This window comes from Nesterenkonia sp. AN1, assembly GCF_000582475.1.
Taxonomy (GTDB): domain Bacteria; phylum Actinomycetota; class Actinomycetes; order Actinomycetales; family Micrococcaceae; genus Nesterenkonia; species Nesterenkonia aurantiaca.
Genome location: NZ_JEMO01000019.1, coordinates 57,328 through 71,978 on the forward strand (window position 1 = coordinate 57,328; position 14,651 = coordinate 71,978).

Annotated in this window: 14 protein-coding genes; 4 read left to right on the forward strand and 10 right to left on the reverse strand. The window is 65.8% G+C overall.

The window, feature by feature from the left end; translation table 11 throughout:
* Window positions 1-106: 106 nt before the first annotated feature.
* From BG28_RS10055 to ffh, 9 genes are all read right to left on the reverse strand, one after another.
* Complete coding sequence (locus BG28_RS10055) at window positions 107-775, reverse strand: ribonuclease HII (RefSeq protein WP_051501299.1); 669 nt, start codon at window positions 773-775, stop codon at window positions 107-109.
* Window positions 776-839: 64 nt separating this feature from the next.
* Entirely contained in the window at window positions 840-1,487 is a 648-nt protein-coding gene (lepB, locus tag BG28_RS10060) for a signal peptidase I (RefSeq protein WP_235181068.1), read from the reverse strand.
* A 64-nt stretch (window positions 1,488-1,551) separates the two neighbouring features.
* The gene (gene lepB, locus BG28_RS10065; RefSeq protein WP_036476349.1) at window positions 1,552-2,277 is read right to left on the reverse strand and encodes a signal peptidase I; all 726 of its coding nucleotides are present in this window, start codon (window positions 2,275-2,277) and stop codon (window positions 1,552-1,554) included.
* A 44-nt stretch (window positions 2,278-2,321) separates the two neighbouring features.
* Window positions 2,322-2,717: a 50S ribosomal protein L19 gene (gene rplS, locus BG28_RS10070; RefSeq protein WP_036476351.1), complete on the reverse strand. Its 396-nt coding sequence runs from the start codon at window positions 2,715-2,717 to the stop codon at window positions 2,322-2,324.
* Between the two features lie 205 nt (window positions 2,718-2,922).
* Window positions 2,923-3,657 (reverse strand): tRNA (guanosine(37)-N1)-methyltransferase TrmD, encoded by a 735-nt coding sequence (gene trmD / locus BG28_RS10075; RefSeq protein ID WP_036476352.1) that lies wholly within the window; start codon window positions 3,655-3,657, stop codon window positions 2,923-2,925.
* A gap of 14 nt (window positions 3,658-3,671) precedes the next feature.
* Complete coding sequence (gene rimM, locus BG28_RS10080) at window positions 3,672-4,256, reverse strand: ribosome maturation factor RimM (protein WP_084479637.1); 585 nt, start codon at window positions 4,254-4,256, stop codon at window positions 3,672-3,674.
* A 19-nt stretch (window positions 4,257-4,275) separates the two neighbouring features.
* Complete coding sequence (locus BG28_RS10085; protein WP_036476533.1) at window positions 4,276-4,518, reverse strand: RNA-binding protein; 243 nt, start codon at window positions 4,516-4,518, stop codon at window positions 4,276-4,278.
* Window positions 4,519-4,538: 20 nt separating this feature from the next.
* Window positions 4,539-4,943, reverse strand: coding sequence for a 30S ribosomal protein S16 (gene rpsP, locus BG28_RS10090; RefSeq protein ID WP_036476354.1), 405 nt, complete (start codon window positions 4,941-4,943; stop codon window positions 4,539-4,541).
* Between the two features lie 200 nt (window positions 4,944-5,143).
* Window positions 5,144-6,751: a signal recognition particle protein gene (gene ffh, locus BG28_RS10095; RefSeq protein WP_036476356.1), complete on the reverse strand. Its 1,608-nt coding sequence runs from the start codon at window positions 6,749-6,751 to the stop codon at window positions 5,144-5,146.
* 97 nt (window positions 6,752-6,848) lie between these two features.
* Here ffh and BG28_RS10100 point away from each other — a divergent pair, with 97 nt between their 5' ends.
* From BG28_RS10100 to BG28_RS10110, 3 genes are all read left to right on the forward strand, one after another.
* The gene (locus BG28_RS10100; protein ID WP_036476358.1) at window positions 6,849-9,740 is read left to right on the forward strand and encodes a glycosyltransferase; all 2,892 of its coding nucleotides are present in this window, start codon (window positions 6,849-6,851) and stop codon (window positions 9,738-9,740) included.
* A 292-nt stretch (window positions 9,741-10,032) separates the two neighbouring features.
* The gene (wecC, locus tag BG28_RS10105) at window positions 10,033-11,265 is read left to right on the forward strand and encodes a UDP-N-acetyl-D-mannosamine dehydrogenase (RefSeq protein ID WP_036476534.1); all 1,233 of its coding nucleotides are present in this window, start codon (window positions 10,033-10,035) and stop codon (window positions 11,263-11,265) included.
* Window positions 11,266-11,371: 106 nt separating this feature from the next.
* Window positions 11,372-11,785 (forward strand): hypothetical protein, encoded by a 414-nt coding sequence (locus tag BG28_RS10110; protein WP_036476359.1) that lies wholly within the window; start codon window positions 11,372-11,374, stop codon window positions 11,783-11,785.
* A gap of 35 nt (window positions 11,786-11,820) precedes the next feature.
* Here BG28_RS10110 and BG28_RS15685 read toward each other — a convergent pair whose 3' ends face one another.
* Entirely contained in the window at window positions 11,821-11,958 is a 138-nt protein-coding gene (locus BG28_RS15685) for a hypothetical protein (protein WP_161634825.1), read from the reverse strand.
* A gap of 30 nt (window positions 11,959-11,988) precedes the next feature.
* Here BG28_RS15685 and BG28_RS10115 point away from each other — a divergent pair, with 30 nt between their 5' ends.
* Window positions 11,989-14,487 carry a glycosyltransferase gene (locus BG28_RS10115; protein WP_161634826.1) on the forward strand — a complete coding sequence of 833 codons (2,499 nt, stop codon included), beginning with the start codon at window positions 11,989-11,991 and terminating at the stop codon, window positions 14,485-14,487.
* Window positions 14,488-14,651: the final 164 nt, after the last annotated feature.

Consider the following 14,651-nt stretch of genomic DNA (forward strand, 5'->3'; position numbering starts at 1 on the left):
GGCGCTGTGGAGGGACCGAGCCGAGCGCACAGGCTGAACGGGCCTGGGGAAGATGCGGGACGCCGGAGACCTCAGAGAGGATCCAGTCGCAGGTCAGGCCGTGAGCTCAGACCCCGAGGTTCCAGCTGAGCCGATGCTGCGCGGTGACGCCGAGCTCCAGCAGTGCGCTCCGGTGTCCCTGGGAGCCGTACCCGCGGTTGGAATCCCAGCCATAGCCGGGGTGGGCTGCCGCGAGCTCCTCCATCAGCCGGTCCCGTTCCAGCTTCGCCAGCACCGAGGCGCAGGCCACCGAAAGCGCCCTGATATCGGCCTTGACCATGGTCTGCACCCGCGGTGAGGCGCCGTGGGTGAGCCAGTCGTAGGAGCCGTCCAGGATCACGGCATCCAGCGGCCTCCCGAGCTGGACCTCTACCGCGTTGAGCCCGGCGAGACCGGCGGCGCGCAGCGCCCCGTTGATGCCCAGCGCGTCGATCTCTCGAGGCGCGCGGTGTTGGACGCTGTAGGCGGCGGCGTGTTCGCAGATGTGCGGGTGCCAGCGCTGCCGGGCTTTGGCGCTGAGCAGCTTGGAGTCGCGCACGCCGTCGAGCTGGGAGCAGATCCCGCTCGCCGTCGGCGTCTCGGCGAAGACCGGGGCGTTGAGGTCGAACACGACCACCCCGATGCTGACCGGTCCAGCCAGGGCGCCCCGGCCGACCTCGTCGATCCCCGCGATGAAACGGACATTGCGCTGCGCGGCGATGGCCAGCTCAGGCAGCAGCGTGGCGTTCTCGGGCATCAGCGCGCGCCGTCCGCAAATCCTGCGCTGGCGCCCGCGGATCCGGCGCCAGTGGATCGGGTGCTCACGGCGCCGGGACCGCCTCGAAGGGATCCCGCTCGGTGCCGCCGCCGCCGAAGTTCTCGAACGGCCAGATCACCGCCGAGGAGCGTCCGATGACGTCTTCCAGGGGCACCGCACCCATATCGGGTTCGTCCACATGGGAGCGCGAGTCGGCGGAGTTGCCGCGGTGATCTCCGAGCAGCCAGACGCTGTCCTCGGGGACGGTCACGGAGAACTCACCCTCGCTGGGGACGTTTCCGGGGAAGATATAGGGCTCGTCGATGGGTTCGCCGTTGACCAGGATCCGTCCGGAATCGTCACAGCACTCCACCTCGTCACCGCCCAGGCCCACCACGCGTTTGACCACGAAGTGGGACGAGGTGTCGGGCATCAGACCGACGAAGATCATCGCGTCTTGGAAGGCGTTGGTGGGCACTCCGCTTCCGGCGCCCCACCACGCTCGGGTGTCCTCGAACACGACGACGTCGCCGCGCTGGACCTCCATGACCTCCGGGGCGAGCAGGTTCACGATGATCCGGTCATCGACCTCCAGGGTCGGCTCCATGGACTCCGAAGGGATGTAGAAGGCCCGGAAGAAGAAGGTCTTGACCACGAAGGAGATCACGAGCGCGAAGACCAGAATCGTCGCGATCTCGATCAGGAAACTCACCGCCGGGTGCCGGGCCTGACGGCGGCGTTCGCGTCGGCTCTCGGACGGTGGTGTCGAAGGCCCGTCACTGCTGCTGATGATCGGCCTCCGGGAGCTCTCGTCGTTCATCCCAGGGCCAGAAGACGCCAGTGACGCGGCCCAGGATGCGGTCCTGGCTGATCATACCCCCGCCGGGGGCGCCCAGCAGTGCCCGCGAATCCAGGGACTGTTCCCGGTTGTCCCCCATGACCCAGAGCCGGCCGGGAGGCACCTCCGCCTCGAAGCCCAGCGCTGAGGCGGGGTTCTCGGAGGTGATGGGACGGCCCAGGTAGGGCTCCGCGAGGGGTTCACCGTTGACGCTGAGCTCTCCGGTGTCCTCGCAGCAGGTCACGGTGTCGCCCCCGGTGCCGAGGACCCGCTTGACGTAGGTCGCGGGAGGAGTGGCGAGCCCGAACCAGTGGCCCACCCGGGCGCCGAGCTGCTCCAGGGTGGAGCCTCTGCCCTCGTATGGAGTGAAGGAGCCCTCCCCGTCGAAGACGATCACATCCCCACGCTGCACCCCCTGGTCCTCGGGGTAGCTCTTCTCGACCAGGATCCGCTCGGAATCGGCCAGGGTCGGTGCCATGGAGACCTGGGAGACGGTGTAGACGTCGACCACGAACAGGCGCAGACCGGTGGCGACCAGCACGGCGAGGACCGCGGTGACGAGCACCGCGGCCCAGAGCCGAACGCGGTGAGGGCGCTTCAGACGCCGAGAACCCTGAGTCTCCGAGTCAGACTCGGAGGGCTCAGGGTTCTCGGGATTCTTCATAAGACGTACAGGCTCTCAGCGCTGGGCCGAAGCCGATCCGCGGATCAGGCCTCGGTGACCTCTTCGACCTTCTCGCCCTGCTGGCGAGCAATGGTGGACTCACGCTTCTCTTTGATGCGTGCAGCCTTGCCGTGGCGATCGCGCATGTAGTAGAGCTTCGCGCGGCGGACGTCACCGCGGGCGAGGACCTCGATCTTCTCGGTCACTGGGGAGTGCACCGGGAAGGTGCGCTCCACGCCGACGCCGAAGGACACCTTGCGGACCGTGAAGGTCTCGCCGATGCCGTGGCCCTGGCGGCCCAGGACGTAGCCCTTGAAGACCTGAACACGGGTGTTCTTGCCCTCGATGATGTTGACGTGCACGTTGACCGTGTCGCCGGGGCCGAACTCCGGGATGTCGGTGCGCAGGCTGGCGGAATCAACGAAATCAAGCTTATGCATATGCTTCTCCTTGGACGACTGCCACAGGTCACTCGCCCGGGTTGCGACCTCTCCGTGCCGGCGCACAAGGCGCCGACCACGCCGAATCACGGCGCAGGTCAAAGCGTGAGCAACCGGATCGGGATGAGTTCCCGCACCGGCGGCCTGGCTGTTGACGGCCATCCCCTATGGCAGATGGGCCGCCCAGCAGGCACGGTGGTCAATTCTATGTCAGATTCTGCTCCCGTGCGACCACGTGTTTGGCCCACAGATCGGAGCGCAGCTTTCGAGTCCGGATCTCCTGCTGCTGTGCCCGCCACGCGCCGATCTTCGCGTGGTCCCCGGAGAGCAGGATCTCGGGCACCTCGAGGCCGCGCCAGCGCGCAGGCTTGGTGTAGACCGGGTATTCCAGGAGCCCGTCGGCGTGAGACTCCTCGGCGAGCGATTCCGGGTTGCCCAGCACCCCAGGGATCAGCCGGGTGATCGCCTCGACCATCACGACGACGGCGGACTCCCCGCCGTTGAGCACGTAGTCCCCGATGGACATGGGGCGCACCTGGAAGTGCTCCGGCGCCCAGTCCAGCAGCCGCTGGTCGATGCCCTCGAACCGGCCGGGCGCGAAGACCAGGTGCTCTGCCTGGGCGAGCTCCTGGGCGGCGCGCTGGGTGAGCACCTCGCCGGCCGGGGTGGGGATGATCAGGATCGGCGGCTGCTCTGCCGCGGCAGCCTCAGGCTGGGTCAGCACGTGTTCCAGCGCCAACGCCCAGGGCTCGGGCTTCATCACCATCCCGGCGCCTCCACCGGTGGGGGTGTCATCCACGCTGCGGTGCTTGTCGAAGCTGAAGTCGCGCAGCTGGTGCCGGTGCAGGCTGAGCAGTCCCTCGCGCTGGGCCTTCCCGATCAGGGAGAGGTCCAGGACGTCGAAGAACTCGGGGAAGATGGAGATGAGGTCGATCCGCATGGCGGGGCGCTTGCTCAGAAGAGGCCGGGCGGCGGGGTCAGCACGATGCGCTGATTCTCCACGTCCACCTCGGGCACGAGCTCTTCGACGAAGGGGACCATCACGTCCTCGCCGTTGACCGCGGTGACCACGAGCAGGTCCTGCGCCGTTCCGGTGAGCAGCTCCTTGAGCGTGCCCAGGGGCTCGCCCGCGGCGTCCACGCAGGCGAATCCGGCGAGTTCGTGGCTGTACCAGCCGTCGGAGTCGGACTCCTGCTCCGTCGCCACCTCGACGTAGAGCGTCGACCCACGCAGGGCCTCGGCGCCGTCGCGGTCGGTGACCTCTCGGAAGCTCAGCAGAGCGATGCTCTTGTTCCAGCGCTGTCGGGTCACGGTGAGCAGCGTGGTGATCCGGTCGGCGGTGTTCTCCCCGGCGATGCGGATGACCACCGAACCGGGGGCGAGCCGCTGCTCCGGCTCATCGGTGAAGAGTTGGGCAGTGACCTCGCCACGGATGCCGTGGGGTTTGCCGATGCGAGCGACCCGCAGGCGCTCTGCCGTTTCCGGCAGTGCCTGCGGGTCGGTCTCATGTGCTTCCTGGCCATTGATGCCAGCAGTCATGGTGCAGTCCCTCGGTCCGTCAGCGGCTGCGGTCGGTGTCGACCACGTCCACGCGGACATCGCCCCCACCGGGGAGGGCTGAGACCACGGTGCGCAGTGCCTTGGCGGTGCGCCCGGCCCGGCCGATCACTCGACCGAGGTCATCCGGATGAACTCGCACCTGAAGCACGTCGTAGCGACGCCCGCCCTTACGGCGGACATCGACGTCATCAGGTGCATCCACGATTCCGCGGACCAGGTGTTCGAGCGCGTCACTCAGCACTGCATCAGCTCCCATGATTACTATGCATTCTCCTGCGAGGCAGACTCAGCTGCATCCTCGGCAGGAGCCGGAGCCTTGGACTTCTGCTCCTGAATGACTGAACCCTTGTTGGGAGCGACGAACGCTTCCTTCGGGGCCTTGGTCCGCAGAGTGCCCTCGGAGCCTTCGAGGCCCTTGAACTTCTGCCAGTCACCGGTGACCTTCAGCAGTGCATTGACCTGCTCGGTGGGCTGAGCGCCCACGGAGAGCCAGTACTGAGCGCGCTCGGAATCGATCTCGATCAGCGAGGGCTCCTGCGTCGGGTCATACTTGCCGATCTGCTCGATGGCGGCGCCATCCCGCTTGGTGCGGGAGTCGGCGACGACAACGCGGTAGAACGGTGCACGGATCTTGCCCATGCGCTTCAGACGAATTTTAACTGCCACTTGAGTGGTCCACTCCCGTTTCTTGTTTCAGGGGCGCGGTCAGGCACCGGATTGCGTGGGGACGTGCTGCACAATCGATGCGACCACTTCAGAACATTGTCCCTACGGCGGGTTTAGAGGGTGCCCCCCGTCGAACAAAGTACCTGCCTATTGTGCCAGAGATCGGCCGAACACGCGATCTGAGACCGCGTCGGTCCTGCTCAGCGCAGGTACTTCTCGAACCCCTTGGGCAGGTTCAGGTCCTCGGGCTTGAGGTCCTTGGTACCCGCCCCGAAGCTGGAGCCATCCATCCGCTTGGCCGCGCCCTGGGTCCGCTTGAGTTCGGCCTCTCGGGCCTCCTGGGCGGCCTTGGCCGGGTTCCCGGACTTCTTCTTCGGCTTCGGCTGGGGCTTGCGCTTCTTCGAGGCGCCGCCGCCGGCGCCCATTCCAGGCATGCCACCCATACCGGGCATCCCTCCGCCGCCACCGGGCATCGAGGGCATTCCCCCGCCGCCGGCCATCTTCTTCATCATCTTCTGCGCCTGGGTGAAGCGTTCCAGGAGCTGGTTGACCTCGGAGACGTGCACCCCGGAGCCCTTGGCGATGCGTGCACGGCGGGAGCCGTTGATCACCTTGGGGACGTTGCGCTCATAGGGGGTCATGGAATAGATGATGGCCTCGACCCGGCCGATGGAGGACTCGTCGAACTGCTCCAGCTGCTGACGCATCCCCTGCGCGCCGGGCATCATGCCCAGCAGCTTCTTCATCGAGCCCATCTTCTTGAGCTGCTGCATCTGACCCAGGAAGTCCTCCAGGGTGAAGTCCTCCTGGTCGGCGAACTTCTGCGCCATCTTCTCGGCCTCGCCACGATCCCAGTTGGCTTCGGCCTGCTCGACCAGGGAGAGGATGTCGCCCATGTCCAAGATCCGGCGGGCCATCCGGTCCGGGTGGAAGACCTCGAAGTCCTTCAGCCCCTCACCGGTGGAGGCGTACATGACCGGCTTGCCGGTGACCGAGGCGACCGAGAGCGCGGCGCCGCCGCGGGCGTCGCCGTCGAGCTTGGTGAGCACCACGCCGGTGAAGTTCACGCCCTCGTTGAACGCCTGCGCGGTGGTGACCGCGTCCTGTCCGATCATCGCGTCGATCACGAAGAGCGTCTCGTGCGCGCCCACCGCGGCCTTGATGTCGGCGGCCTGGCGCATCAGCTCCGCGTCGACGCCGAGGCGGCCGGCCGTGTCGATGATGATCACGTCGTGAAGCTTGTTGCGCGCCTCGGCCAGGCCGTCGGTGGCCACCTTGACCGGGTCCCCGGTGGCGGACTCGAACTCAGAGGACACCCCGGGGTGCGGGGCGTAGACGGGCACGCCGGCCCGCCGACCGCCGACCTGCAGCTGGGTGACCGCGTTGGGCCGCTGCAGGTCACAGGCGACCAGCATCGGGGTGTGGCCCTGATTCTTCAGGTGGTGCGCGAGCTTCCCGGCGAGCGTGGTCTTGCCCGCGCCCTGGAGGCCGGCGAGCATGATCACCGTCGGCGGGTTCTTGGCGAACGCGAGCTCGCGGGTCTGCCCGCCGAGGATCCCGACGAGCTCCTCGTTGACGATCTTCACGACCTGCTGACCCGGGTTCAACGCCTGCGCGACCTCGGAGCCCATGGCGCGCGCCTTGACCTTGGCGATGAACTCACGGACCACCGGCACCGCGACGTCGGCGTCGAGCAGCGCCCGGCGGATCTCCCGAGCGGTGCCGTCGATGTCAGCCTCGGAGAGCCTCCCCTTGCCGCGGAGGTTCTTGAAGGTGGCGCTCAGGCGATCGGAGAGGGAGTTGAACACGTCTGGGATGTCCCTTGGGTCGTGGGTGAGGGCTGCGCAGCGCGACGCCGAGGGCGTCCACCGCGCAGTGGATGTACCGAGGCTCTAGAGTATCAATGTGCGATGGATAGACCTTCACCCCAGTGCCAACCCGTCCGACCTCGGCGAACCCGACGCAACTGCAGACTCTGTCGGCACCGAGATGGTGGACGCCGCACTCGCGATGCATCGTTCTGCACTGGGGGCCGCCGGACGGGCGCACCTGGCCGCCGCCCGTGCCTGGATGACGACCGCCTCGTCGTCGGCTGCCGAGTCGTCGCCGGCCTTGACGCTGCTCAACCAGGCAAGTGCCGCGCATATGCGGCGGACCCGGTCCTACGACGAGTTGATCCAGATCTTGGAGCACCGCGCCGCGGCAGCGCCGCGAGGCGGTGCCGTTCCGACCGCCAGCAGCGTCGCCGAGATCTCAGCGCCCGCTGAATTGGGACAGGAGTTCCTCCGATCCTCCGTTCACGCAGTGGAGGACGCGCTTGAGGCGGCGGTGACGCTCCCCGTCCCGGAGCCCGGCGCGTCTCGTCCTCGGCTGTCCTTGCGTGTAGGACTGATCGCGGGTCCGCGACTGGGCGCAGGACTGTTTGGGCTGGCGCAGATCATCCACATAGACGCTGAGAACTGGATGGACCTTCACGGAGACCTCGACCTGCTGCTCATCGGCTCGGACACCTCTGTATCCCATGAACTGCTCATCGACTCGATCATTCCGCACTACAAGGAACGTTCCGTGCCCACTGCGTTCTTCTCCGCCGTCGGCAAGGACGAGGCCGAGGAAGCCACCGGCATCGTAGAGAGCTGCGACGCGGTGTTCGCGGTGGACCACGAAGTCGCGGAGACATACCAGGAACTGGGCCGGTCGGGTCTGAGCGTGACCATGGTTCAACTCCCCGTGAGCCCCCTGCTGCACACTCCCCTCGGGACCCGACCTGCGGGCACGGATCTGCTCGCGTTCATGGGGTTGGACCCATCGTCGACACCGGCCAAGATCCACGCCGCCCAGTCGGTCTCCCCCTTGTTCGACGGCGCCCTTGCGTCCGGCCGCGCTGTGGCGCTGTTTCGGCCCGCCGAGGAGGACGGACTGCGAGCTTCTCAGTGGGCTGTGCCAGCGGAGTACGCTCCCTGGACGCTGTCCCGGCGCGAGGTTCCGGCCCTGGAGGGCCTCACCGAGACCGCGATGCTGCAGCGCAGCATGGACATCGGCCTCGCCGTGAACTCGGTGGCCAACTCGCAGACGTTGCTCGACAGCCAGATCTTGCAGCTGCAGGCGTGCGGGACCATGGTGCTCGCCACCTACAACCAGGGCGTCAACTCCTATCATCCGAACGTGTATGTCGCCAATGCGGCGGAGGACGTGGCGAAGACCCTCCAGTACATGGACCTCGAGGAGCTTCGCCGTGTCCAGAGCGATGGCATCCGCCAGGTCTTCACGGCCCATCACGGGACGGATGTGCTCGGCACGATCGCACGGACGGTCGGTCTGCACGTGGCCGCTCCCACCGACCGGGTCCTCGCCGTCACCGAGGAGGTCACGGATGAGCTTCGCGAAGACATCGCACGCCAGACCCACCCCGCCGTCGCTCTGGTCACCTGGGCAGAGATCGGAGAATGGCAGGTCGGCAGCGACACTGATGCCGGGGACTTCGACATACTCCTGCCGGTGAGCGCCTCGCGTCGATACTCCCCGATCTACACGGCCGATCATGTGGCCGCGTTCCGGTATCAGTCGGCACCGATCACCACCAAGCTCCAGGGAACTGCCGAAGAGACGGATCACCTCGCCCATTCGCGGACCTCCGAGGTCAGGAAGCTCTCGCTCACCGCCTGGTGGCGGCCGTCTGCGGCCGCCCTGGGCTCACCGCAGGAGCTGGAGGCGTCCAGATCTGGCCTGCCGGTCTACGCCATCGACCATTTCGGGCATCGTTCCCCCGCCACCCGGCGCGTGGTCGACCCCGCTGTGGGGTCGGACTTCGAGCGCACGGCACGGGAGTTCAAGACCACGGCTGAGGCTGAAGGGCTTGAGCTCGCCGTCGTCGTCCCGATCTATAACAACGGCGACCACCTGCGGCACAAGGCCTTCGCCTCGCTGCGCCGCTCCGAGATGTTCGACCGGATGCACGTTCTGCTGATCAACGACGGTTCCACGGATGCGTCCACGTTCGACACCATCGAGGAGCTGGCGCATTCTTATCCGAACGTCTCCGCATTCCATCACGCTTCCGGCGGGTCTGGTTCAGCATCGAGACCGCGCAACACCGGCCTGGCGCTCAGCTTCACCGAGTTCGTGACGTATTTGGACCCCGACGACGAAGAGCTCGACGACGGCTACCTGGTGCTCCTCGACGAGCTCCGCAGTAGGCCCGAGGCCGATTTCTCGCTGGGCACGATGGCTGTCTGGACGCATCGCTACAGTGTCCATGACTACCACGCATGGTTCGCCGACGGGGTCGAGCATCGAGACGGGCTCGTGTGGCCTCACCGCGACACCCTGCGCACGCTGAACTTCAGACCAGCCTCCATCGAGGCCCTGGTCGCTCGCACGGATTGGCTCAAAGGGTTGGGACTCGTCCAGCCGGTGGGCGCGGTCGGGCAGGACTCGTACTTTTTCCAGCAGCTGATGTACCACGTCCGGGCCTACGTCCCGGTGCACCGACCGGTCTACACCTACTACGGCGCCGTGGATACCTCGATCGTGAACGTGGTCTCTCCGAAATACTTCCGGAAGTACCTGATCCTGGAACTCGACCGGGCCCAATGGCTGCGTGAGGTGGGCCTCCTCGAGGACTACATGGAACAACGCTTCGAGAACTTCTTCGTCTCCTGGTATCTCGCGAAGTTCGCGAAGGTCCGCCCTGAGGATCGCGAGGAGGCCGCAGGCGTGCTCCGAGAGATCGCACGCGCCTATGGCCCTTACCACTGGAACGACTCTAGGGCGCGAGCGTTCTTCAGAAGGTACTAGGCGCTCTCCCCAAGCTGGAGGCGCGACGCCACACAGGCAGCCGGGGGAGCGCAGGCCCGGGATCTCGGGCTGGCATCGCCCGCTCCAACCCGGGTGGGCGGGGCGGGCCTCAAACCGAGTTCGCGTGAACTGGTTCTGGGCCGCGGGAGCTCGGTGCCGCTACTCCGGATTGATCAAATCCACGTTCACCGTTCGCGGCGCGCGGGATGCGGGTCACGCTCATATCTAGCTGCTGGGATAGACTCGCCAGCTGTTAGACACCTAGGACCGCCGAAGAAAGTGAATCGCCTTGATCAGCAAATCCTCCACCGTCGGTGTGATCGGACTTGGCTACATCGGTCTACCCACCGCAGCCATCCTCGCCGATCACGGTGTCACCACCATCGGGATGGACGTCTCCGAGCGCAACGTCACCGCTGTCAACAACTGCGAGGTGCCGTTCGTGGAACCAGGGCTGCGCGAAGTCCTGGAACGGGCAGTCAGCAGCGGCGCACTGACCGCGAGCACGCAGACACCCGTGGCGGACGCCTACATCGTCGCCGTGCCCACTCCCTTCACCGATACCCACTCGGCTGACCTGAGCTACATCGAAGCTGCCGCGGATGGAATTGCCGCCAAGCTCTCCGGCGGCGAACTGATCATCCTGGAATCGACGTCCCCTCCGGGGGCCACCGAACACATGGCCGCACGGATCCTTGCCGCACGCCCCGACCTGGGCCCGGCGGACATCATGGTCGCGCACTGCCCCGAGCGTGTGCTGCCGGGCAAGATCATGGAGGAGATGATCTCCAATGACCGGATCATCGGTGGTCTGACACCCGCCGCCGCGGAGGCGGCGAAGGACCTCTACTCAGCCTTCTGCAAAGGCGAGTTCCTGCTCACCGATGCGCGCACCGCAGAGATGGCGAAGCTCACGGAGAACAGCTTCCGTGACGTCAACATCGCATTCGCCAATGAGCTCTCGGTGATCAGCCACAAACTCGGTATCGACGTGTGGGAGCTCATCGAGCTCGCTAACCACCACCCGCGGGTCAACATCCTTCAGCCAGGACCCGGCGTGGGCGGGCACTGCATCGCGGTGGACCCGTGGTTCATCGTCGACGCCGCCCCGGAGCAGGCCAATCTGATCCGGACCGCCCGCGAGACCAACGACGCGAAACCTGAGTGGGTCCTGGGCCGCATCGAACAGGCGCTCGAAGCCTCCGGTGAGGCGCCCACTGTGGCGCTGCTGGGCCTGGCGTTCAAGGCGAATATCGATGACCTGAGAGAATCGCCATCGCTGCACATCGCGGAGAAGCTGGCGCAGCGGGCCCCCGATGCGAAGATACTCGCGGTGGAGCCGCACATCCAGAAGCTGCCCACTCCCTTGGAACAGTTTGGCAACGTCGCGCTGACCGAACTGGACGAGGCCCTGGAGCGCGCAGATGTGCTGGTGCTGCTCGTCGACCACGACGTGTTCAAGTCCTTGCCGAAGTCCCGGCTGGGCTCCGCGGCGGTCATCGACACTCGCGGCATCTGGCGCTGAGGCGTCCACAGGGGCGGTCCCAAACCGACCGCAGTTACACTGTGCCCAATGATCCCTGGGGCTAACCCCGAAGCAGCAGAACTCTATTGAGCCAACGAGGAGCCTGATGACCACCGACTCAGCCACAAGACGTTCTGGCGTCACCGAAGATGCGCCTGAGGGCGCTGTCAGCGGAGACCAGCTGTCCCCCGAGGACGTCGTGGTCGCCTTGTTGCGTCAGCAGGAGACCCTCCTCGCCGAGCTGAGCTGGGCGTACGAGCAGCTCGAACGGTCCCAGGAGTCGGAGATCGCCGCCCTCAGGTCCCGCGTCTCCTCACTGGAGTACCGGGTGGCCAAGAAGCTGAAGGGACGAAGCGCTCCCGAGCGGGACCTCAGCCCCGCCCCACCGTCGTTCCTGACGGATACCCGCAAGCGCCTGGATTTCACGCTTCGGCACCCGCGCCGGGCCGTCCGAGCAGCAGAGCGCCGTCTGCGGAGGAGGAACGAGGCCCCTGCCGCACAAGAGGGCCTCACGAAGTGAACCGCCCCCGACACCGACAGCCGTTCGACAGGCATTCACAGCTCGCCGTCGGCCGGGCCCGCGTAGAGCGTCTGCTCAGCACGAGTGATCCGCTGAGCGCGCTGCGAGACCCCAGCCTGCTCGCGGCTCTGGGCGTGGCGACTTCTTCGCCGTTCCGCGGTGGAGTGATGCACCCCGACACCCAGCCTGCGCTCTCCGGAGCCATGGATGCCCTGCCGGCGCTGGAGAGCGGGATTGCCAAACCGGCCCTTCCCGCGACGGTGGGCGTATTCGGCGATGACACGCTGCTGCATGCCTTCGAGAACAGCGCCCTCATGAGGTCCATCGACCCGCTCGACTGGGAAGCAGGGGTCCGGGATTCCCAGATCATCTTGCTCGGCCCCCAGAGCACCCGGTCACGCCGGGGCCGCGGCAGGGTCATAGAGTATGCCCGCGAACACTCCCTGCCGTTGATCTACGTAGACCTCGGCACCGCCGCACCGACTGCAGAGCAGCTGAGGCTCGCGGCCCGCTGTGATCGAATCTTCGCCGTCTCGGAGGAGAATGCGGGGGTCTTCCAGAACGCGCGATCTGCTCCCCCGACCTCGGCAGACGACGATGCCCGGATCTCCTCGCCGCAGCTCATCCCGGTAGAAGTCGTTGCATGCCCGGTCAACCCCCTCCATCGGTCCCCACTGGGCTCCCGCCAGGTCATTCCTCCTCTGGTCACCTATCTGGGTGACCTCGGCACCCAGCTTCCGACCGAGGTCGGCGAAAGTCTAAAATGGACCCTCGATGGAGTCTTGGCGGCCGGCGCTGATCTGCTGATCAGCCCCGAAGCGCGTGTCGAGGCGGCGCTGACCACCCAGTATTGGCCGCACGTCCAGGATTGGGTGTCGAACCGCAGGTCCGAGCTCGACCGACTCACGGACATCGGAGTGGTGGCACACACGATCAGCGGCTCCCAGACGGCGTTCTCCCCTCGAGTGATCGAGCTGCAGGCTTCCGGGTCCTTCGTGCTCTCAACATATAACCAGGGCGTCAACTCCTACTATCCGCAGGTGCACGTGGCGAACTCCACGCTCGACGTTGCCTCGATGCTGGAAGCGTTGCAGCGGACTGACCTGCGTCGAGCCCAGAACGACGGGGTTCGGCAGGTCTTCAGCGAGAACCACGCGACAGATGTTCTGCGTCAGATCCTCCATTCCGTGGGACTGTCTGATCCAGCTTCCGCGCCGCGGGTTCTTGCCGTCACGGATGACGAGGATGACGTGCTCAGAGCAGAGCTCTCGGTCCAGACTGTGGGCGGTGTCGACGTCGTCACCTGGCGCGAAGCCTCCATGCGCTCTGCGGGTTACGACGTTCTGCTCCCGGTCTCCTCTGCGCATCACTACGCATCGACGTACGTTGCTGACCATCTCGCCGCGATGGCCTACCAGTCTGCTCAGGTGGTTGCCAAGTTGGACTCGGGTGCCGAGGATCAGGGCCACCGGCACGTCGAGGGGTCCCTTGGCGATCTCGCTCTGACGGCTTGGTGGCGTCCCGACCTCGGCGAAGAGATGAGTGCCGAGAAGTTGGCTGGAAGCCTCGCCGAAGCTCGCGTCTACATCGCCGAGGAATCAAGCCATCGCCCTCGACGAGCCGACTCGCCGCGCCGCACGTCCATGGAGCTCGCCCAGGGAGATGACTTCGATGAGGTTTCTCGCCAGGTGGCGCAGACGTCACGCGACGCCGACCTCAGGCTCTCGGTCGTCGTGCCGATCTACAACAATGGACCCCACCTGCGACATAAGGCCTTCGCCTCGCTGCTGAGGTCGAGCGCGTTTTCTGACATGCATGTGCTGCTGGTCAGCGACGGTTCCACGGACCCGTTGACGCTAGACACGATCCAGGACCTCACCGAGGACCATCCCAACGTCTCTGCCTTCCATCACGCTCGAGGCGGCTCTGGTTCGGCATCGCGTCCCCGCAACACGGGGCTCGATCTCGCCCAGACGGAGTTCGTGACCTATCTCGATCCTGACAACGAGGCCATAGAAGACGGGTACGCAGAGCTCTACGCAGCAATCCAGGAGCATCAAGACGTGGACTTCGCGCTGGGCAACATGTCCCAGTGGGCTAAGCGCAGGTCCATGCAGCCCTACGCCGAGGTGCTTCAGACCGTGTTCGCCGATGATATCGACGGGGCAGGAAACATCACGGTCCCTCCGCGGGCGCTCGAGGCTCTGCGCTTCCGGCCCATGGGCATCCAGACGGTGGTGGCGCGCACCGAATGGTTGCAGTCGCTGAACCTCACCCAGCCGGTCGGGGCCGTCGGCCAAGATTCGTATTTCTTCCAACAGATGCTGCACTACGCAAAATCGATCAGGGCGATCGACGTCGGCGTGCACACGTATTACATGGCCGTGAGCAACTCGACGGTCAACACCTTGAATCCGCACTACTTCAGGAAGTACCTGCCGCTGGACCGGGCGCGCGCGAAATGGCTGGATGAAGTCGGTCTTCTGGACGCTTATAAAACCGATCGTCTTGAGCCGTTCCTGGTCTCCTGGTTATTGCCAAAGTTGAGGCGCGTGAAGCCCGAAGAATGGCAAGAGGCGGCGGAGAATCTCGCCGAACTGCTAGATTGCTATGGGGAGTATGAATGGACACAACCCACAGCTATCTCATTCTGGAAAGATCTCAACGCCGCCAGATCACCACGTGTGCAGTCCTGCGGATGAATGCTCTCGATAGGCCGTCCACCAGTGCTTGGATGTCCTTGAGGTCAAGACCGTAGGCCTACCTCCGTGGCGCTCCCTGGGTGCTGGCACGGAAGGAATCGCATGCCGCAGATCCCGAAGGCACTGCACGACCGCATTCCTGGCATAGGGTGGCGCGATCGGAA